At 74.6% G+C, this 20,143-nt stretch carries 16 protein-coding genes; 9 read left to right on the top strand and 7 right to left on the bottom strand.

Translation table 11 applies throughout. The features are described from left to right. Positions 1-8: 8 nt before the first annotated feature. Complete coding sequence (locus ACIBQ8_RS02865) at positions 9-920, bottom strand: universal stress protein (protein ID WP_397190846.1); 912 nt, start codon at positions 918-920, stop codon at positions 9-11. Positions 921-1,142: 222 nt separating this feature from the next. Between ACIBQ8_RS02865 and ACIBQ8_RS02860 the strand changes: the two genes are divergently transcribed. Genes ACIBQ8_RS02860 through ACIBQ8_RS02850 form a run of 3 tightly spaced genes read left to right on the top strand, consistent with a single transcriptional unit; the run spans position 1,143 to position 4,041 of the window. Next, a complete protein-coding gene (locus ACIBQ8_RS02860; protein WP_397190845.1) occupies positions 1,143-1,982 on the top strand; it encodes a universal stress protein in 840 nt (279 codons plus the stop codon). A gap of 42 nt (positions 1,983-2,024) precedes the next feature. Beyond that, entirely contained in the window at positions 2,025-2,870 is an 846-nt protein-coding gene (locus ACIBQ8_RS02855; RefSeq protein ID WP_397190844.1) for a universal stress protein, read from the top strand. Between the two features lie 46 nt (positions 2,871-2,916). Continuing rightward, a complete protein-coding gene (locus ACIBQ8_RS02850) occupies positions 2,917-4,041 on the top strand; it encodes a M50 family metallopeptidase (protein WP_397190843.1) in 1,125 nt (374 codons plus the stop codon). 24 nt (positions 4,042-4,065) lie between these two features. On the opposite strand, the gene ACIBQ8_RS02845 is transcribed toward ACIBQ8_RS02850, so the two are convergent. Continuing rightward, positions 4,066-6,984 (bottom strand): pyridoxamine 5'-phosphate oxidase family protein, encoded by a 2,919-nt coding sequence (locus tag ACIBQ8_RS02845; RefSeq protein ID WP_397190842.1) that lies wholly within the window; start codon positions 6,982-6,984, stop codon positions 4,066-4,068. Between the two features lie 143 nt (positions 6,985-7,127). On the opposite strand from ACIBQ8_RS02845, the gene pta reads away from it, so the two are divergent. After that, on the top strand, positions 7,128-9,170 hold the full coding sequence (gene pta, locus ACIBQ8_RS02840) for a phosphate acetyltransferase (RefSeq protein ID WP_397190841.1): 2,043 nt from the start codon (positions 7,128-7,130) through the stop codon (positions 9,168-9,170). A gap of 4 nt (positions 9,171-9,174) precedes the next feature. On the opposite strand, the gene ACIBQ8_RS02835 is transcribed toward pta, so the two are convergent. The 3 genes from ACIBQ8_RS02835 to ACIBQ8_RS02825 all read right to left on the bottom strand — a co-directional run bounded on the left by ACIBQ8_RS02835 (position 9,175) and on the right by ACIBQ8_RS02825 (position 12,057). Beyond that, positions 9,175-10,023, bottom strand: coding sequence for a sulfite exporter TauE/SafE family protein (locus tag ACIBQ8_RS02835; RefSeq protein ID WP_397168528.1), 849 nt, complete (start codon positions 10,021-10,023; stop codon positions 9,175-9,177). Next, positions 10,020-10,592 carry a rhodanese-like domain-containing protein gene (locus ACIBQ8_RS02830; RefSeq protein WP_397168526.1) on the bottom strand — a complete coding sequence of 191 codons (573 nt, stop codon included), beginning with the start codon at positions 10,590-10,592 and terminating at the stop codon, positions 10,020-10,022. The genes ACIBQ8_RS02835 and ACIBQ8_RS02830 overlap by 4 nt, the downstream gene beginning before the upstream one ends. Positions 10,593-10,668: 76 nt before the next feature. After that, entirely contained in the window at positions 10,669-12,057 is a 1,389-nt protein-coding gene (locus ACIBQ8_RS02825; protein WP_397190840.1) for a rhodanese-like domain-containing protein, read from the bottom strand. A 179-nt stretch (positions 12,058-12,236) separates the two neighbouring features. Between ACIBQ8_RS02825 and ACIBQ8_RS02820 the strand changes: the two genes are divergently transcribed. The 3 genes from ACIBQ8_RS02820 to ACIBQ8_RS02810 all read left to right on the top strand — a co-directional run bounded on the left by ACIBQ8_RS02820 (position 12,237) and on the right by ACIBQ8_RS02810 (position 16,420). Further along, positions 12,237-13,499 (top strand): MFS transporter, encoded by a 1,263-nt coding sequence (locus ACIBQ8_RS02820; protein WP_397190839.1) that lies wholly within the window; start codon positions 12,237-12,239, stop codon positions 13,497-13,499. 143 nt (positions 13,500-13,642) lie between these two features. After that, on the top strand, positions 13,643-15,562 hold the full coding sequence (locus ACIBQ8_RS02815; RefSeq protein WP_397190838.1) for a vWA domain-containing protein: 1,920 nt from the start codon (positions 13,643-13,645) through the stop codon (positions 15,560-15,562). 108 nt (positions 15,563-15,670) lie between these two features. Further along, complete coding sequence (locus tag ACIBQ8_RS02810; RefSeq protein ID WP_397190837.1) at positions 15,671-16,420, top strand: hemerythrin domain-containing protein; 750 nt, start codon at positions 15,671-15,673, stop codon at positions 16,418-16,420. Here the strand turns inward: ACIBQ8_RS02810 and ACIBQ8_RS02805 are convergent. After that, on the bottom strand, positions 16,404-17,108 hold the full coding sequence (locus ACIBQ8_RS02805) for an ABC transporter ATP-binding protein (protein WP_397190836.1): 705 nt from the start codon (positions 17,106-17,108) through the stop codon (positions 16,404-16,406). The genes ACIBQ8_RS02810 and ACIBQ8_RS02805 overlap by 17 nt on opposite strands. Further along, entirely contained in the window at positions 17,105-18,187 is a 1,083-nt protein-coding gene (locus ACIBQ8_RS02800) for an ABC transporter permease (RefSeq protein WP_397168516.1), read from the bottom strand. Before ACIBQ8_RS02800 ends, ACIBQ8_RS02805 begins: the two co-directional genes overlap by 4 nt. Positions 18,188-18,335: 148 nt before the next feature. Between ACIBQ8_RS02800 and ACIBQ8_RS02795 the strand changes: the two genes are divergently transcribed. Beyond that, a complete protein-coding gene (locus ACIBQ8_RS02795) occupies positions 18,336-19,520 on the top strand; it encodes a sensor histidine kinase (protein ID WP_397168515.1) in 1,185 nt (394 codons plus the stop codon). After that, positions 19,517-20,140: a response regulator gene (locus ACIBQ8_RS02790; protein WP_397168514.1), complete on the top strand. Its 624-nt coding sequence runs from the start codon at positions 19,517-19,519 to the stop codon at positions 20,138-20,140. The genes ACIBQ8_RS02795 and ACIBQ8_RS02790 overlap by 4 nt, the downstream gene beginning before the upstream one ends. Positions 20,141-20,143 lie beyond the last annotated feature (3 nt).

The following is a 20,143-nucleotide window of genomic DNA, read 5'->3' as shown; positions in this document are numbered from 1 at the left end:
TCCCCGCGTCACCGGGACGCGGGCGGCATCCGCGGGCTCAGCACGGCCGCGGGCGTCACCGCGACCGGGCACCGGGACTCCAGCAGGGCGGCCTGCGTCACGGCTCCGAGCAGCAGGCAGGGAGGGGCCTCGTTCCCCCGGTTGCCGAGCACGAGGAGCGTGGCGTCCTTGGAGGCCTCGATCAGCACGCGCTGGGGGCGTTCGGTCAGGAACTCGGTGACCACCGTCACCTCGGGGCGTCTGCGGGCCAGGTGGGCGACGACCTCGCGGAAGCGGTTCTCCGCGCCTTGGCGCAGCGCGTGCGAGTCCACGAAGGGCAGCGGCTCCTGCCAGGACGACGACCCGCAGTCGGCCCAGCAGCACAGGGCCGTCACGGTGCCCTCGCGCAGGGCGGCCTCGTCCAGGGCGAGGTCGAAGGCGGCCAGGCTGGCGGGTGAGCCGTCCAGCCCGGCCACGATCCTGACGTCCTGGCGGGCGGGCGGCTGGAGCGGCGGCCGGACGACCACGACCGGCGTGACGCTGTGCGCGGGCACCTGGACGGCGGCCGACCCCACCTGAAGGCCCTCGAACCCGCCCTGCCCGCGGGAGCCGAGCACCGTCAGCTCCGCCTCGCGCGCGGCCTCCAGCAGCACCGCCGACGGGGTGCCCCGGCCCAGGAGCGGCTGGACGTCCAGCTCCGGCGCCAGTTCCCTGGCCCGCCGGACGCCCTCGTCCACGACGCCGAGCGCCACCGGCTCGACGTGCCGCATGATCTCCTGGGCGACGGGCCTGGGCGCGTAGGGCCAGTGCAGGGCGTGGCAGACCAGGACGGGCAGCCCGCGCAGGCGCGCGTCGGCGACCGCCCAGTGCAGCGCGTGGCGGCTCTCGGTCGAGTCGTCGTACCCCACGAGCACGGGCCGGCCGGCGTGTGCGTCGATCACTGCCGCCTCCGGGAGCGGAATCTGTCCGGTTACCTGCGCGGATGAGCCTTCCCGGGACCGGCGGGCCGAGCCCCACAGGCGGGGAAACTCTTGGTCTGGCCTGCTTGCCCGTCGCGTGCCGCGGCCCGAAGTTGGAGGGGACAGCGGCGATTTTTGGTGTGTTTACGCCCCTTATATCCGTTATGGCGGGTATGGGGACGTCGAAGGCGCGAAGGAGGCAGGATGCGCGGACCGATCGTGGCCGCGGTGGACGGCTCCGCGTCATCGACCGCCGCGGTGGAATGGGCCGCCGGCGACGCGCAGCGCAGAGGGCTGCCGCTCCGGCTCGTGCACGTGTGCGAGCAGTGGGTGCTCGGCGTGGACGGCGCCCGGTACTGCATGGGCGCGCTGGAGGCGGCGGCCGGCAGGGCCCGCGCGATCGGCGGGGGCGTCGAGGTCACCGCCGAGATGCTGGCGGGCAACGTGATCGACGCGCTGATCGTCGAATCGGCCGCGGCCGACAGCCTGGTGCTGGGCAGCCGGGGCATGGGCGGCTTCGCCGGCATGGTGCTGGGGTCGGTGGGCAGGGCGGTGGCCGGGCACGCCGCGGGGACCGTCGTGGTCGTCCGCGGGGTGGTCGCCGTCCGGCACGACCTGGTGGTGGCCGGCGACGACGGCTCGGCGGCGTCGCGGGAGGCCATGGCCTACGCCGTCGAGCAGGCCCGCGCGCGCCGCGCCCGCCTGCACGTGGTCTACGCCTGGGAGGCGCCGGCGGTCTCGCCGTACTGGGCGGCCTACAGCCACCTGCTGGCCGACTCCTTCGAGGAGGAGGCCAGGGCGGCCCAGGCGCGGGTGAACCCGTGCCGGAGCGAGAACCCCGACGTCGTGATCACCGACGAGCAGGTGCGCGGGCACCCCGTGGCCGCGCTCACCGAGGCGGCCGCCGCCGCGGACCTGGTCGTGGTCGGCTCGCGCGGGCGGGGCGGCTTCTCCTCCGCGGTGCTCGGCTCGGTGAGCCACGGCGTGCTGCACCACGCGGCCTGCCCCGTGGCGGTGGTACGGCCGCGCGCGGAGAAGGGATGACGGGACCGGCGGCGGGCCGGCTCCGGAGGAGGAGGGGGCGTCATGGCCGGTGTGATCGTGGTGGGGACCGACGGCTCGGCCCCGGGCGCCGCGGCGGTCGGATGGGCCGCCGACGACGCCGCGCGCACGGGCGCGCAGCTGCGGATCGTGCACGCCCTGGACCGGCAGCCGTACGCCGTCACCAGGTTCCCCGACTACGGCCAGGGCAACTACCTGCTGATGGCGGCGGCCAAGGTGCTGGAGGCGGCCGAGACCGCCGCGCGCGCCCGGCAGCCGTCGGTGCGGCTGCACGCCGAGGTCGTCGAGGGGACGCCCGCGGCCGTCCTGCTGGACCAGGCGCGGCAGGCGGACGAGGTGGTCATCGGCAACCGGGGGCTGGGCGGGTTCGCCGGCGCGCTGCTGGGGTCGGTGACCATGCACGTGGCCGGGCACGCCGCCTGTCCCGTGGTGGTGGTGCGCGCCGAGGGCGGCGGGCCGGTCGGCGAGATCGGCGTCGGGATCGGCGACTCCGACGTCTGCGAGCCGGCCATCGGCTACGCCTTCGAGCAGGCCAGGCTGCGCGGCGCCCGGCTCAGGCTGATCCGCGCCTGGCAGATCCCCGTGCATGCCTTCGCCCCCGAGATCGCCTACGACCTGGACGAGGTCCGCGCCGCCCAGCACGAGGCGGTCCGCGCCCGGACGGCCGCATGGCGCGAGAGGTGTCCCGAGGTGACGGTCGTGGAGGACGTCCAGAGCGCGCACCCGGTCGAGGCGCTCACCGGGTCGCCCTGCGACCTGATCGTGGTCGGCTCCCACGGGCGGGGCGCGTTCGGCTCGCTGGTGCTCGGCTCGGTCAGCAGGGGAGTGCTGCACCACGCCCGCTGCGCCGTCGCGGTGGTCCGCCCCTAGAGGTCGTCCCTGGTCAGGAGGGTCGAGAAGCATGCAAGCTGGAATCATGAGGCAAAACCTGCGCTTCGGACGGGTGGCGGGCATCCCCGTCGGCGCTCACTGGTCCGCGTTGGCCATCGTCACGCTCGTGGCGGTGGGACTGGGCTCCGGGGTCCTGGCCGTCGCCGCCCCGGGCGCGGGCAGGACGGCGTACTGGGTCGCCGGCGCGCTCACGGGGCTGCTGCTCATGGCCTCCCTGCTCGCGCACGAGCTGGCGCACGCGCTGGTGGCCAAGCGGTGCGGCATGGAGGTGGAGTCCGTCACGCTCTGGGCGCTGGGCGGCGTCACGCAGTTCCGCGACGAGGCCAGGACGCCCCGGACCGAGGTGGTGACGGCGGCCGCCGGCCCCGCCGCGAGCCTGCTGCTCGGCGGGCTCGCGCTCGCCGTCACGGCCGTGCTGCCGCCGGGGGTGCCCAGGGCCGCCGCGGCGTGGCTGGCCATGATGAACCTGGTCCTGGGCGTGTTCAACCTGCTGCCCGGCAGCCCCCTCGACGGCGGCCGGGTGCTGCACGGCCTGATGTGGAGCCGCCACGGCGACCGCGCCCGCGCCGACGCCGGCGCCGCGCGGGCCGGTTACGCGATCGGTCTCATGCTGACCTTCACCGGGTTCGTCGTGATCTGGGTGTGGAACCCGCTGGGCGGGATGTGGGTGGTGATCACCGGCTGGTACATCGCGGGCGCGGCCCGCGGCGAGATCATGAGCAGGGCGGCCCGGCGCGGCCTCGGGGGAGTGCGGGTGCGGGACGTCATGACGGCCACGCCGGACCTGGCCCCCGCGTGGCTGACCGTGCAGGGGCTGGTCGACACGGTGGTGCTCGGCTCGCACCAGTCGGTCTTCCCCGTCGTGGGGTTCGACGGGGCGCCGCTCGGGGGCGTCTCGCTGGAGACCCTGCTCGCCGTGCCCGCCGAGCGCAGGGGGGACACCAGGGTGGAGACGCTGGTGGCGGCCCAGCGGCCGCCGCGCGTCCTGTCGCCGGACGACGACGCGGCCGCCCTGCTGGAACACCCGTCCCGGGTGGGCGGCCTGTCGGCGGTGGTCGTCGAGGGCGGCCTGGTCACCGGCATGATCACCGACGCCGACCTGGGCAGGGCGCTGCAACAGGCGCTGCTGCGGCCCGCCGCCCCCGTCTGACGCGGGTCCACGGCGGCGGCCGGTTCACAGGCCGTGGATGCGGCGGCCCGTGACCTGGTGCGGCACGACCCGGATGTAGAGCTGACGCTCCCCGCCCGCCCAGGGCGTGACGCCCGCGTCGGCCAGCTTGGCGACCTCGTCCTCGGGCACGTGGTGGGCGGGCCCCTGGATCAGGACGCTCCAGCCCTCCTTGCGCACCTCGTCGATCCGGTCCACCTGGAAGCCGATCATGATGTCCACGCCCTCCAGGCCGGTGCGCAGGTCCTGGTCCATGGGGCCGCCGCGGGACGTGCGGAACAGCACGGCGCCCTCGTGCAGCCGGTAGTTGACGGGCAGCACCGTGGGCCCGTGCGAGCCGTTGAACGCGATCCGCCCGATCCCGCCCGGCGCGACCAGGCGCAGGCACTCCTCGGGGTCGAGGACCTCCAGCACCGGCTCGTCCGGGCCGGCGCCGGGGCCCGGCGGACGGTCGCGGCCACCGCCCAGCAGGTCCTGCGGGGTCGTCCCCAGGGCCGTGGCCAGGCGGGTCACCGTGTTCCTGTCGGGGATGCCGAGGTGGCCCTCCAGGTACGTGACGTACCCGGGGGACATGTCGGCGCGCTCGGCCAGCTGGTCGACGGTGAGGCCCAGCCGGTCGCGGTGGTAGGTCACCCGGCGTCCGAAGTCGCCACTGTTCGTCATGATCATCTCCTTCTCCGTGAGGACGAGGCCCGCACCGCCCGGCACGGGGACGCCGTCGACCCGCGTGCCGTCGTGGCCGGCCTCGATGGTGATCCGGCGGCCGCGGAACAGGACCGGCAGCGAGAGCGTGCCGAGCCGTCCGGGCAGCAGAGGGTCGAGGAGCAGGCCCTCGGGCCTCGGCTCCAGGCCCAGGTAGCAGCGTTGCAGCATGTCCACGGTCCCGGCCATCGCGCCCAGGTGCACGCCCTCGGCGGTGGTGCCGCCCTGGACGTCGTGCACGTCCCCGACCAGCGCCTCGGCGAAGAACTGCCAGGAGCGCGCCCGGTCGCAGCGCGACAACACCCAGGCGTGCACGACCGCGCTCAGCGTGGAGCCGTGGCTGGTGCGGTCGAGGTAGTAGGCGGTCGTGCGCGGGATCAGGCCGGGGTCGGCCGGGTAGCCGAGCCGGTCGAGGATCGCCAGCAGCTCGTCCGCGCCCAGCAGGTAGAACAGCATCAGCGTGTCGGCCTGCTTGGACGCCTTGTACCGGTTCACGTCGTCGCCGTCGGCCTCCAGGGCGCGGTCGAGGCGGCGGACGCCCGCGTACCGCTCCCAGTCGAGCTCGGCGAGCCCGGCGTAGCCGGTGAACTGGCTGATGACGCCGTCGTGGAAGTCGACCCGCATGCGGCGGGTGATGTCCTCCCACCGCGCCGCCTCCCGCTCGCCGGCCGCGCCGAGCCGGAGGGCGTGCCGCAGCAGCCATACGGTCATGACGTTGGTGTAGGCGTTGTTGGCCAGGCCCGGTTCGGCGGCGCCGGGGTAGGCGGTGTGGTACTCGTCCGGGCCCATGACGCCGCGGATCTCGTACCGGCCGGAGACGGGGTCGAGCACGGCCAGCGAGGCGAAGAACCGCGCGATGCCGATCAGCAGGTCGGCGCACCACGATGGCATGGAGCCGGTGGCCAGGCGGTACTGCCACACGTTGTAGGCGATGGCGAGGCCGACGTGGCGCTGCAGGTGGGAGACGTCCGGCAGCCAGCGCCCCGAGTCGGGGTTGAGGTGGTAGGTCTGGGTCTCCTCGCGGCCGTCGCTGCCGCTCTGCCAGGGGAACATCGCGCCGTCGTACCCGGCCGACCGGGCCGCGGCGCGGGCCTCGGGCAGGCGGCGCCACCGGTAGCGCAGCAGGCCGCGGGAGATCTCGGGGAAACGCAGGTTGAGCCAGGGCAGGACGAACAGCTCGTCCCAGAACACGTGCCCCCGGTACGCCTCGCCGTGCAGGCCGCGCGCGGGCACCCCGGCGTCGAGGTCGGCGGTGTGCGGCGACAGGGTCTGGAGCAGGTGGAAGATGTGCAGGTGGACGATCTGCGACAGCTCGGGCCCGTCCACGTTCAGCTCGGCCCGCTCCCACAGCCGCTCCCAGGCCGCGGCGTGCGCCTCCAGCAGCTCGGCGAAGCCCGGGGCCGTGGCCGCGCGGCGCAGGGCGGCCGACAGCGGGTCGTGCACGGCGGGATCGCGCGAGGTCAGCAGGGCGACGACCTTCGTGAACGTCACCGGCGTGCCCGCGGCGAGCGTCAGCACGTGCTCACTGGCGACGTGGTCGGGCTCCATGGCGGGCGAGCCGGGGGAGGGGGCGTCGGCGCGGGCGGCCAGCGCGACGGTGACGCGGGAGGAGCGGGTGGTCGCGGTCAGCCAGGTCAGCCCGTCGCGGTGGCCCGTGGCGTGCTCCGTCAGGTGGTCGCCGCGCAGGTCGCGGTAGCGTTCGACGCCGCTGTTGGTGACGCGTCCGTCCAGCCCGGCGCGGACGCGCAGCGGGCCCGACCAGTTCTCCGCGGTGAAGGTCGTCTCCAGGGCGGCCAGGGCGGGGTCGGCCATGGAGACCAGGCGGCGCTGCCGCACCCGGGTGATCCGGCCCAGCGCGTCGCGCCAGCGCAGCTCCCGCCGCAGCACGCCGTGGCGCAGGTCGAGCTCCTGGGTGTAGCCGAGCAGGTCGGCCAGCTCCGGGCCGAACCAGTCCTGGCCCGGCGTGGCGAAGTCGAGCGGCAGCCAGTCGGGCAGGTTGACCAGGTCCTCGTTGACGACCGTCCGGCCGCCCACCTGCGAGGCCAGGCGGTCGTAGCAGCCCGCGTGGTAGGTGCCGGGCGTGCGGATCCGCCCCTCGGGCGTGGCGCCGCGGGTGGCGAAGCGGCCGTTGCCGAGCGTGCACAGCGCCTCGCGCAGCCCGGCCGAGGCCGGGGCGAAGCCCTCGTACGTGAGCGTCCACGGGTTCATCGCGAGCCCGCGCACCAGGTCAAGGCGGCCATGACGATGACGCTACCCACCTGCCTTCCCCCAAGACAGGGACGTTGGTCCCTCCTTCCGGGGGCGTACGGCACCGAATCGGGCCCGATGGCGTTCCGGACGTGCCGAGGGCGTCGAGAATGAGTGGCATGACGCGAGCTGTGTATGTCGCCGCCGGCGAAGCGGGAAGCAACAAGGGGACCGTCGCCCTGGGGCTGGTCGAGCTGCTGTCCCGGCAGGTGGGCAGCGTGGGCGTGTTCCGCCCCGTGGTACGGGCCGGGCGCGAGGACGGCCTGGTCAACACCATCCGCAGCCGGTTCCAGCTCGCCCTGCCCTACGAGGCGTGCGCCGGGGTCACCTACGACGAGGTGCACGCCGACGTCGAGCGGGCGGCCGGCGACATCGTGGCCCGCTTCCGCGCGCTGGCCCGGCGCTGCGACGCGGTCGTGGTGGTCGGCACCGACTACACCGACGTGGGCGCGCCGACGGAGTTCGGGTTCAACGCCCGGCTGGCCGCCGACCTGGGCACCCCCGTGATCAACGTGGTGAGCGGCAGGGGCCGGACGGCCGCCCGCACCGCCGCGGCGGTCGAGGTGTCCTCCAGGGAGCTGGCCCACCATCACGCCCAGGAACTCGCGGTCGTGGTCACCCGCTCGACCGGCGGGCCGCTCACGGTCAGCCATGCGACGCCCGTGTTCGTGCTGCCGGAGACCCCTTCGCTGCGCGCGCCCACGGTCGCCGACCTGCTCGACGCGTGCGACGGCTGGTTCTTCCTCGGCGAGCGCGACGGGCTCGGCCGGGAGGCGAGCGCGCTGATGGTGGGCGCGATGTCGCTGCCCGGCATCCTGGAGCGGCTCACCGAGGGCGCGGCGGTGATCATCCCGTCCGACCGGGCCGCCGCGCTGCTGCCCGGCCTGATCGCCGCGCACACCTCGCCGGGCTTCCCGGCCCTGTCGGCGGTGGTGCTCACCGGCGGCACGGAGCTGCCCGGCCCGGTGGAACGGCTGCTGCGCGGCATGGAGATCCCGCTGCCGGTGATCGCCACCGGTCACGACACCTTCGACACCGCGACCCGGCTGTCGGCCGTGGAGGGGCGGTTCACGCCCGAGGCGGGCGGCAAGATCGACGCGGCGCTGCGTCTGTTCGCCGAGCACGTGGACGGCCCGCTGCTGCTGGAACGGCTGGACATCGCCAAGACCGACGTCGTCACGCCGTTGATGTTCGAGTACGAGCTGCTGGACCGGGCCCGCGCCCGGCGCAGGCACATCGTGCTGCCCGAGGGCGAGGAGCCGCGCATCCTGCGCGCGGCCGACATCCTGCTGCGCCGGGACGTGGCCGACCTCACCCTGCTCGGCGACGCCGAACGCATCAGGGTCCAGGCCGCCCAGCTCGGCCTCGACCTGGCCGCGGCCAGGGTGCTCAGCCCGTTCGACCCGGAGCTGCGCGAGCGGTTCGCCCGCGCCTACGCCGAGGCGCGGGCGCACCGGGGGATGACCGTCGAGCTGGCCCGCGACACCGTCACCGACGTCTCCTACTTCGGCACCCTCATGGTCCACGCCGGCCTGGCCGACGGCATGGTCTCCGGCGCGACGCACACCACCGCGCACACGATCAGGCCGGCGTTCGAGATCCTGCGGCTCGGGCTGGTCTCCAGCGTGTTCTTCATGTGCCTGGCCGACCGGGTCCTGGTCTACGGCGACTGCGCGGTCAACCCCGACCCCACCGCCGAGCAGCTCGCCGACATCGCGATCGCCTCGGCCGGCACCGCGGCGATGTTCGGCGTCGAGCCCAGGATCGCGATGCTGTCGTACTCGACGGGCACCTCGGGCGCGGGCGCCGAGGTCGACAAGGTGCGCGCGGCCACCGAGCTGGTCCGCGAGCGGCGTCCCGACCTCCAGGTGGAGGGGCCGATCCAGTACGACGCCGCGGTGGACCCGGCCGTGGCGCGGGCCAAGATGCCCGGCAGCCAGGTGGCCGGGCACGCCACCGTCTTCGTGGTGCCCGACCTGAACACCGGCAACAACCTGTACAAGGCCGTCCAGCGCAGCGCCGGGGCGGTCGCGGTGGGTCCGGTGCTGCAGGGGCTGCGCAGGCCGGTCAACGACCTGTCCAGGGGCGCCACCGTGGCCGACATCGTCACCACCGTGGCGGTCACGGCCGCCCAGGTGCGCGACGAGCCGCCGTCCCCCTGAACCGTCAGCCGGCGCCTGAGGCGCGCCACCGGCGGGCGGCCAGGGCGGCGGCCGGCACGGCCACCAGCCCCGCCCACGTCACCGGATGGCTCCAGACGGCGGCGTCGACCTGCTGCACGAGCACGAACACGCCCATGACGACGACGAACCAGCCGAACGCCGTGCGCAGCGCGTCCTGCGGGATGCGGCCCGCGAGCCGGCCGCCGGCCAGGCTGCCGATCACCGCGGACGCCGTCACGATGAGGGCGAGACGCCAGTCGATCGCGACGCCCGCCAGGTGCCCGGCCAGTCCGGCGAACGACTTCATCGCGATGACCAGCAGCGAGGTGCCGACCGCGACGCCCATCGGCAGCCCGCCCAGCAGGGCGAGCGCCGGGACGACGAGGAAGCCGCCGCCGGAGCCGACCAGCCCCGTCACCGCCCCGACGACCAGGCCCTCCACCGCGATGTGCGTCAGCGGCAGGTCGCCGTGGGCGGGCCGCGCCCGCTTCCTGGGGTTGCGGGGCCTGCGCAGCATCGCCACCGCCGTGGCCAGCATCATCAGGGCGAAGGCGACGAGCAGCGCCGTGCCGGGGACGAACTCGGCGAGGCGCCCGCCGCCGTACGCGCCGGCCATGCTGAACGCGCCGAAGAGCAGGCCGGTCCGCCAGCGGATCCGCCGGGCCCGCGCGTGCGGGACCAGCGCGGCCAGGCTGGTGACGCCGACGACGAACAGCGAGGTGGCGATCGCCTCCTTGGTGTCCTGCCCGGCCAGGAAGGCCAGGATCGGCACGGTCAGGATCGAGCCGCCGCCGCCCAGCACGCCGAGGCTGACCCCGACGAGCAGCGACACGGCGACGATCAGCACGGTCACGGGGTGCTCCGCAGCTCCGCGAGCACCGTGCGGATGTCGGTGCGCGGCCCGCGGTTGTAGGGCAGCCTGGACAGCAGGACGCCCATGGCACAGGAGTTGCTGACGGCCGCGTACGTCAGGCCGGCGCCGACCGCGGTGCCGATCAGGTGCGCGCCGGGCAGGAAGATCCCGGCCAGGCCGGTGACCAGGACGACGGAACCGGCCACGAGCCGCACCTGGCGCTCGATGTCCCACCGCTCGGGCCCCCGCTCCAGGGACGCGCCGGCCGTCTCCCACGCGACGATGCCGCCCTCCAGGACGCGCAGGTTCGGCAGCCCGGCCTCGGCGAGGGCCTGCCCGGCCTGCGCGGCCCGCGCCCCGGAGCGGCAGACGAGCACGACGTCCTCGTCCAGGTGGGCCAGCAGCTCGGCCCGGTGCTCGCGCAGGGTGTTCAGCGGCACGTTGTACGAGCCGGGGATGTGCGCCGTGCGGAACTCGCCGGGCGTGCGCACGTCGAGCAGGCGGGGCGCCCGCCCTTCCTGGACGAGCCGCTGGAGCACGGTGGGGGTGAGGACGGTGGAGGTGTTCATGGATCTATCCTTCGCTGATACCCCGGGGGGTATCGTGGAGACAAGCGTGTGGGACGGGGACAGGGGAACGGTCCGGTCAGACGCCGGCCGGCTCGGCCGACAGGGCCCACGCGGCGTAGCCGCCGAGCACGTCGGAGACGTCCTGGAAGCCGCGGTGCCGCAGCAGGCTCGCCGCGACGGAGGAGCGGTGCCCGCCCGCGCAGTGCAGGACGACGGGCCGGTCGGCGGGCAGCTCGCCGCTGCGGGCGGGCAGCTCGCTCAGCGGGATGTGCAGCGCGGCGTCGATGAAGCCGTTCGCCTCGCGCTCGCCCGCGGTGCGCACGTCCACGACGACGGGCGGGGCCTCGCCGGCGAGCGCGGCGCGCAGCTGCGCGGCGGTCAGGCGGCTGGCCGGGGCGACCTCGGCGGCCAGGGCCACCAGCGCGTCGTCGGGGTTGCGCAGGTAACCCGCGACGCGGTCGAAGCCGATCCGGGCCAGGCGGGTGACGACCTCCTCCTCGCGGTTCTGCGGCGCCATGACGACCAGCTCGGCGGCCGGGTCGAGCACCGTGCCCGCCTGCTCGGCGAAGCGCCCGTCGGCGGGGACGTTCACCGAACCGCGCAGGTGCCCGGCGGCGAAGTCCTGCGGGTCGCGGGCGTCCACCACGACCGTGCCGGCGGCGCGCAGCCCGGTGAACCCGGCGAGGGTCAGCGGAACCGGGGCCGCCGAGGCGTCGTAGCGGGCGCGGTCCCTGCGGTTGAGGTCGGCGTCGTAGGCGAAGTAGCCGGGCGCGGCGGGCTGCCCCGCGGTGACGAGCGCGACGAACGTCTCGCGGTCCATCGGCGCGCACGCGTAGTTGGTGGCCCGCTGCTCGCCGATGGTCGACTGCTTCTCGGTCGAGAGGTTCTTGCCGCAGGCCGAGCCGGCGCCGTGCGCGGGGAAGACCCGCACCTCGCCGGCCAGGCCCATGAGCTTGTTCTGCACGCTGTCGTACAGCATCGCGCCCAGTTCCCCGGGGGTGACGCCGACGGAGGCGAGCAGGTCGGGGCGGCCGACGTCGCCGATGAACAGGGCGTCGCCGGTCAGCACCCCGTACGGCACCCGGTCCTCGGCGTGTTCGTAGACCAGGACGCTGATCGACTCCGGGGTGTGGCCGGGCGTCTCCATGATCTCCAGGGTGACGTCGCCGAGGGAGATGCGCTCGCCGTCCGCGAGCTTGCGGATGGGGTACTCGGTCTCGGCGCGCCGGCCGTAGCCGATCCAGGCGCCGGTGCTGTCGGCCAGCTCTAGGTGGCCGGCGACGAAGTCGGCGTGGAAGTGGGTGTTGACGACGCCGACGACGGTGAGGCCGTGCGCGCGGGCGTCGGCCAGGTACTCGGAGACGTCCCGCCGGGGGTCGACGACCACCGCTCGGCCGGTCCCCTCGTCGGCGATCATGTACGACGCCTGCGAGAGGCAGTCCAGGTAGTACTGGGTGAAGAACACGGCAATCCCTTCGTGAGGAACGCGGCCAGTGGGTTGATACCCCCGGGGGTATCGCTACCCGACAGTAGGTTCTCCTCGGAGAGGATGTCAAATACCCCCCGTGGTATTGCCAACGATACCTGGGGGGGTATGGTGACCTGGACATATCCACTCGTCCCAGGCACGAAGGGACCCCCGCCGTGCAGAACGCCTCCGCGCCCGCCCCGGCCGGGCGCCCGCCCGTACGCCTCGGGCTCCGGGCCAACGCCCTCCAGTTCTCGCTGCTGGTCGTCGTCAACGTCGCCGTCGGCGGCCTGGTGGGCCTCGAACGCACCACCGTGCCGCTCATCGGCGCCCACGTCTTCGGCCTGACCAGCGACCTCGCCGTCTTCTCCTTCATCGTCGCCTTCGGGCTCACCAAGGCGGTCACCAACCTGGCCGCCGGAGCCCTGACGGCCCGGTTCCGCCGCAAGCAGCTCCTGGTGGCCGGGTGGCTGATCGGGATCCCCGTCCCGTTCGTCCTGGCCTGGGCGCCCTCCTGGGGGTGGATCGTGGCCGCGAACGTGCTGCTCGGCCTCAACCAGGGCCTGACCTGGTCGATGACCGTCAACATGAAGATCGACCTGGTCGGGCCCGCCCGTCGGGGGCTGGCCACCGGCCTCAACGAGGCCGCCGGGTACACCGCCGTCGGCGCCACCGCCCTGCTCACCGGCTACCTCGCCACCCGGCACGGCCTGCGTCCCGTCCCCGAGCTGGTCGGCGTCGTCTTCGTCGTGGCCGGGCTGGCCCTGGCCCTGCTCGTCCGCGACACCGCCGCCCACGTGGCCCTCGAACTCGACCGGCACCCCCGGCCCGCCGGCGGGGACACCGGTCCGGCGGCCGCGTTCGCCCGCACGTCCTGGCGCGACCGCTCGCTGCGCGGCGTCAGCCAGGCCGGGCTGGTCAACAACCTCAACGACGGCCTCACCTGGGGCGTCTTCCCCCTGCTGTTCACCGACCACGGCCTGGGCCTGGCCGCCGTCGGCCTGATCAAGGGCCTGTACCCGCTCCTGTGGGGCGTCGGCCAGATCCCCGCCGGGCACCTCGCCGACCGCCTCGGCCGCAAGCCCCTCATCGTCACCGGCATGCTCGTCCAGTCCGGCGGGCTCCTCCTGGCCGTCGCGCCGCTGGGCGACGCCCTGCTCGCCGGGGTCCTGTCCGCCGTCGTCCTCGGGCTCGGCACGGCCATGGTCTATCCCGCCCTCATCGCCTCGGTCTCCGACCACGCCCACCCCTCCTGGCGGGCCAACGCCCTGGGCGCCTACCGCTTCTGGCGCGACGTCGGCTACGCGGCGGGAGCCCTGGTCGCCGGGGTGCTCGCCGACGTGCTCGGCCTCGGCGCCACGGTCGTCGCGGGGGCCGTCCTCACCGCCGTCTCCGGCCTGCTCGCCGCCCGCTGGATCACTGAAAGCAGGGAGGGTTGACGGGGGGCTGACGGCGGGGTCGTCGCAGGTCAAGCGCGCTTCAAGGTGCGGTCGGCATTGATCGCGCGGCCGGGGACGGCGTAAGCACCCTTTGATCCCCTCCTGGTTACAGTCCGTAGTGATCGGCTCGCTCTGGGGGGAAGATGAAGAGTGTTCGCGTAGTCGCCGGCAGGCTGGCGAAAGTGTTGTGCGCGGGGCTGCTCGCGGTCCCGTCGTCCCACCTGGTCGTGCCCGATCCGTCGCCGGACACCTCGGTGGTGACGGTGCGGACCGGCGGCGACCGCACCGGCGACACCACCGTGGGGCCGCTGGCCGGGGTCGAGCTCGGCCTGTTCGCCGCGCCCGACGCCGACCTCCCGGTCGACGCCGACTGGGGGGTGTGCGTCTCGGACGGCGACGGCGACTGCAGCTTCGTCGTCCCCGGCACCGAGCCGGGCGGCGACAACGCCGGCGCCCGCTTCTACGTCAAGCAGATCTCCGCCCCCGGCGGCTGGTACACCAACCCCGAGCTGCGCACCGGCCGCGGCAGCGGGTCGAACTCCGTCGCCACGCCGTACGTCTTCCAGACCCCCGCGCTGGAGAGCGGCACCACGTACTCCTCCACCAGCGACTTCATGATCAACAACACCCGCGCGGACGCCACCGCCTCGACCGGGATCTGGCAGCAGTCGCGGGTCAACCCCCGGCCCGACCTGACCTGCGGCCTCGACGTCGCGCTGCTGCTCGACCTGTCGGCCTCGGTGGGCAGCGCGCTGCCCGACCTGAAGGAGGCCGCCGACACCTTCACCGACGCGCTGACCGGCACGCCGTCGCGGATGGCGCTGTTCACCTTCGACCGCAACTCGCCCAGCGCGGGCACCACGAACAACCCCGAGCTCATGCCGGTGTCCACCGAGGCGGGCGCCGAGGCGTTCAAGAACCAGTACGCCGACTGGCAACTCGGCAGCGGCACCAACTGGGACCGCGGCCTGTGGGCGGTCGCCGAGGCCGCGCCGCGCTACGACCTGCTGGTGGTGCTCACCGACGGCAACCCCACCTACTACGACACCCTGCTCGGCGACGGCAGCAACACCCGCATCGCCGAGGTGGAGGCCGGGATCTTCTCCGCCAACGCGGTCAAGGCCGAGGGCACCCGCGTGCTGGCCGTCGGCGTCGGCAACGGCGTGACCGGCCTGACCGCGCTCAACCTGCGCGCCATCTCGGGCACGACCGCCTTCGACGGCTCCAACGCGGCCGCCGCCGACTACTTCCAGACCAGCGACTACGCCGCCGCCGGGCAGGCGTTGCGGGAGATCGTCCGGGCCCAGTGCGAGGGGTCGCTGTCGGTGATCAAGCAGCTCGTCCCGGCCGGCAACACCGGTGAGGACGTCACCGGCGCCACCCCGGCCGGCCCCGGCTGGGACTTCACCGCCGAGACCACCACGCCGGGCATCGGCGGGCTGCCCGCCACCGAGTCGACGACCGGCGACGGCACGGGATCGGTCAACTTCGACCTCACCTTCAGCCAGACCCCGTCGGCCGACGTCACCGTCACCGAGGCCCAGCACCCCGGTCACACCCTGGTCACCCAGGACGGGCGCAACGCCGTCTGCCGCCTGATCGACACCGGCGTCGAGGTGCCGGTGACCAACAGCGGCGGTCTCGGCTTCACGGTCGAGGTGCCGAGCGACGCGGCCGTCAGCTGCACCGTCTACAACCGTCCGCCCGCGCCCACCCCCAGCCCGACCCCGACGCCCACACCGACACCCACGCCCACGCCCACTCCGACGCCCACCCCGACGCCGACGGTGACGCCGACGGTGACGCCGACGCCGACCCCGACGCCCACCCCGACGCCCACGGTCCCGCCGACCGTCACACCCACGCCGACCCCGACGCCGAAGCCCACGCCGACGCCGAAGCCCACGCCGACCCATCCGGGGCACTGCCACGGCGGGCATCCGTACTGGGACCACTGCGAGGAGCACCCGGGCTGGCACGACGTCTGCCACAAGTCGGCCTTCGGCTGCCCGCAGCCGCCGGAGTGGCCCCACCCTGACGAGGCCTGGAACGAGGAGTGGTAACCCGCAGGCAGACGCGTTCCCGGCACAAGGATTACCCGCGCCCTCGCGTCGGGACGCCGGCCGACGGGCAGCACCTGGGAGGGGCGGCTCGGGAACGGGGGGCAGGCGATGAGGGACGAAGCAGGCGGCGGGCCGGCGAGCGTGCGCCGTCGCGAGATGCTGGCGATGCCCGTCGCCCTGGCCTGCGGCTCGGCGGTGCTGACCGGCTGCGAGTCCGCGCGGCCGGCCCGCGGCGCCGCGACGGCCAGCCCCGCCCCCGGCCCTGAGCGGGCCGGGGAGGTGCCGGTCACGCCGCCGGAGGACCTCATGCGCGAGCACGGGGTCCTCAAGCGCGTCCTGCTGGTCTACCGGGAGGGCGTCCGGCGGATCGGCGCCGGGGAGCGGGTGCCGGCCGGCCCCCTGCACGCCGGCGCCGAGGTCATCCGCACGTTCATCGAGGAGTACCACGAGCGGCTCGAAGAGCGTTACGTCTTCCCGCGCCTGGTCGGGGCCGGCAAGCTCACCGACGTCGTGCCCGTGCTGATCCGGCAGCACCGGCGCGGACGCGTCCTGACCGGCCGCATCCTGGACGTCACCGCGCGGCCCGTCCCCCAGAGCGCCCGCCGCGGCCTGGCCGCCGACCTGGCCGCCTTCGTCCGCATGTACGAGCCGCACGAGGCCCGCGAGGACACCGTGGTCTTCCCCGCCATGCGGGCCGTCATCCCGCCCAAGGAGTTCGCCGAGCTGGCCGAGAGGTTCGAGGACGAGGAGCACCGCCGGTTCGGCGCGGCGGGCTTCACCGGCGTGGTCGCGCGGGTGGCCGACATCGAGCGGGCGCTCGGCGTCTACGACCTGGACCAGTTCACCCCCCGAGGCTGACCCCGCTCGTGGTCGCGGCGCGCTCGCCGAGCCTGCCGTCGTCCATGGTCAGGACGGTGTCCACCTGGTCCAGGGTGGCCAGGTCGTGCGTGACCATGACGGTGGCCAGGTCGTTCGTCCTGGTGAGGCCGGCCAGCAGGGAGACGATCCGCTCGCCCCGATGGCGGTCGAGCGCGCTGGTGGGCTCGTCCACCAGCAGCACCTCGGGGGAGTTCATCAGGGCGCGGGCGATGTTGACGCGCTGGCGCTCGCCGCCGGACAGCTGGTGCGGGCGTTTGTGCTCCTTGCCGCCCAGGTCGACGGCGAGCAGCAGGTCCCGCGCCCGCGGGCCGGCCGCGCGCGGGGACTCGCCGGCCAGGTGCGCCATCACCAGGAGCTGGTCCAGCGCGGTGAGCGAGGGCAGCAGGTTGGCCTGCTGGAACACGATGCCGACGTGGTCGCGGCGGACTTTGGTGCGGGACGCCTGGCCGGCCGCGGAGACGTCCTGCCCGGCGATGACCACGCTGCCCGCGGCGGGCGTGATCAGGGTGGCGGCGACGGCGAGCAGGCTCGACTTGCCCGAGCCGGACGGGCCGACCACCGCGGCGAACTCGCCCGCCGCGACGGCCAGGCTGACGTGGTCGAGCGCGGTCAGCGTCCGGTCGCCGTCGGGATAGGTCAGGACGACGTCGGTCAGCTTGAGTGTCATCGGGAGGCTCCCAGGGCGGTCAGCGGGTCGACAGAGGTGATCTTGCGGATGGCCAGCGCGGCCCCGGCGGCCCCGAGGACGATCAGCACGGCGACCGGCGCCACGGTGGTGGCCGCCGACAGCACGAACGGCACCGTGCCCTCGGCCAGCGCGCCGAGGCCCGCGCCGAGCAGGCCGCCGGCGCCCGCGCCGCCCAGCAGCACGATGACCGCCTGGGCGAGCGCGTCCCGCAGCAGGTAGCCCGAGCTCGCGCCCAGGGCCTTCAGGACGGCGACGTCGCCGCGCCGCTGGATCGTCCAGACGGTGAAGAAGGCCCCGATGACCAGGGCCGAGATCGCGAACAGGAACCCGCGCATGAGCTGGAGCGACCCGTTCTCGGAGGAGAACGAGCCGATCGCGGCGGGGGCCTGCGACAGCGGGACGGTCGTGGTGCCGAGCCGCGCGTCGGCCGCGGCCAGGCCGCCGGAAGGCAGCGCCGTGCCGCTGTCGGGCAGCGCCAGGACGGTCGCCACGCTGTCGGCGCCGGCCTGGCGGCCCATCTGCTCCCAGTCGCCGATGCCGAGCCAGACGACGGGCGTGTGGCTGTAGGACGCCTGGCCGCCGACGCCGGCGACGGTGAAGTCCCTGCCCGCGATCCGCACCGTGTCCCCGGCGCCCACCCCGGTGTCGGCGGCGAGCGCGGCGGAGAGCACGACCTTCCCGGCGTCCACGGGCCGCCCCTGGGCGAGGACGCCGCCCGGCTGGACGCCGAAGAGCGCCACCCCCGCGCTCTGGTCGCCGTCGCCGTGGCCGAGCCTCGACATGGAGACGCCCAGCCGCTCGGCGGCGCCGCCGGTCGCCCGCCGCCACTCCTGCCAGGTCCGGTCGGTGACGCGGCTGTCGGCGAAGGACGGTTTCCCGCCGCCGGCGAAGACGAGGTGCCCGGCGGGCAGGCCCTCCACGGCCGAGATGTTCTCCCGTGCCAGCCCGGCGGTCAGGCCGGACAACATGGTCACCAGGAGGGTGATGAGGAAGACGACGGCGCCCATGAGAGCGAACCGTCCCTTCGCGAAGCGCAGGTCTCTGAGCGCCACGAACACGGCGCGTCCCCCGTTGCGGTTGAAGGTCAGGTTGACGTCCTCCAGCGTGCGGGCCGCCGGATCGGCCGCGCATCGTGCATGCGGTCCGCCCGTAATACTTCTTTCGGACGATTTGTGGCGCAGGGCCGTCGCATACGCTTGGTGAGAGATGTCTGACTATCCGTTCCCGCCCGCCCTCCGCCTGCTCCGCTGGACCGTCCACGGCACGTTCGCGACCCTCCTGGTGATCGCGCTGGCCGGCGTCGCCGGCACCGGACGGCTCGCGCCGACGCTGGGCGGAGCGCTCCTCGGCGCCCTCTACGCGGCGGGCATCGCCATCGAGGGACGGCTGCCGCACTTCGGCGGGCCGACGCACCTGCTGCTGGGCCGGATCTGGCTGGTGCTGACCACGGCCGGGTGGGCGCTGCTGGCGCTGGCCGCGCCGCAGTTCGTCTGGCTGGCCTTCCCGCTCTTCTTCGCCTACCTGCACCTGCTGCCCCTGGCCGTGGCGCTGCCGGGCGTGGCGGCGCTGACCGCCGCGGCCGTCCTGGCCGCCGCCTGGCACGAGGGCCGGCTGACCGCCGCCCTGGTCATCGGCCCGACGATCGGCGCGGCGGTGGCCACCCTGATGGCGATGGTCTACAAGGCGCTGCACGCCGAGAGCGAGCAGCGCCGCCTGCTGATCGACGACCTGGTCCGCACGCGGGGGAAACTGCTCCAGGCGGAGGGCGACGCCGTACGGCTGGCCGAGCGGGAACGCCTGGCCAGAGAGATCCACGACACCCTGGCACAGGGCATGTCCAGCATCATCCTGCTCCTGCGGGCGGCCCGGCGGGACCTGGCCGACGACCTCCCGGCCGCCGAGCGCCGCATCGCCGAGGCGGCCGACGCGGCCAAGGAGAACCTGGAGGAGGCCAGGAACTTCGTCCGCGGCCTGGCCCCCGCGGCGCTGCGGCACTCGTCGCTGGCCGCCGCGCTGCGTAGGGCCGGCGACTCCGCCGTGGCGGGCACGCCCATCCAGGCGCGCTTCGAGGTCTCCGGCACCCCCGCGCCGCTGCCCGCCGACTACGACGCGACGCTGCTCCGCGTCGCCCAGGGCGCCCTGGGCAACGTCAGCCGCCACTCCGGCGCCGGCCACGCCGGAGTGACCCTCACCTACCTGGACGACGTGGTCATGCTGGACGTGTACGACGACGGCCGTGGCTTCGACCCCGGCCGCTCGGCCGGCTTCGGCCTGCGCGCGATGCGCGAACGGGTGAGCGCCCTGGGCGGCAGCCTCACCGTGGAGTCGGCCCCCGGCGAGGGCACGGCCGTCGTGGCGACCCTGCCGCTGCCGCCGCTGGAGGGGCCGTGATCCGGATCGTCCTGGTGGACGACCACCCCGTGGTCCGCTCCGGCCTGCGCGCCATGCTCGCCGGGCAGCCCGACTTCGACCTGGTCGGCGAGGCCGCCACCGGGCAGGAGGGCGTGCGGCTGGCCGCCACGCTCGCCCCCGACGTCGTGCTGATGGACCTGCAACTGGGGACGGGCATGCACGGCAGCGAGGCGACCCGCCGGATCGTCGCCCTGGACGGCCCCCGCGTCCTGGTGCTCACCACGTTCGACACCGACGCCGACATCGTGGCCGCCATCGAGTCCGGCGCGACCGGCTACCTGCTCAAGGACGCCCCGTCGGAGGACCTGCACGCCGCCATCCGGTCGGCCGCCGCGGGCGCCAGCGCCCTGGCGCCGAGCGTGGCCGCCCGCCTGCTGGGCCGGGTCCGGGCCCCCGACGCCACGCTCAGCCCGCGCGAGCTGGAGGTGCTCGGGCACGTCGCCGCCGGCCTGTCGAACCGGCAGATCAGCAAGGTGATGTTCCTCAGCGAGACCACCGTCAAGACCCACCTGGCGCACATCTACACCAAGCTGGACGTGGACTCCCGCACCGCGGCCGTCGCGGCGGCCTCGAAGCGGGGCCTCATCCGCTCCCCGTGAGCC

The organism is Nonomuraea sp. NPDC049646 (assembly GCF_044465525.1).
Lineage (GTDB): Bacteria > Actinomycetota > Actinomycetes > Streptosporangiales > Streptosporangiaceae > Nonomuraea.
This window is presented reverse-complemented; position numbering and strand designations above follow the sequence as displayed.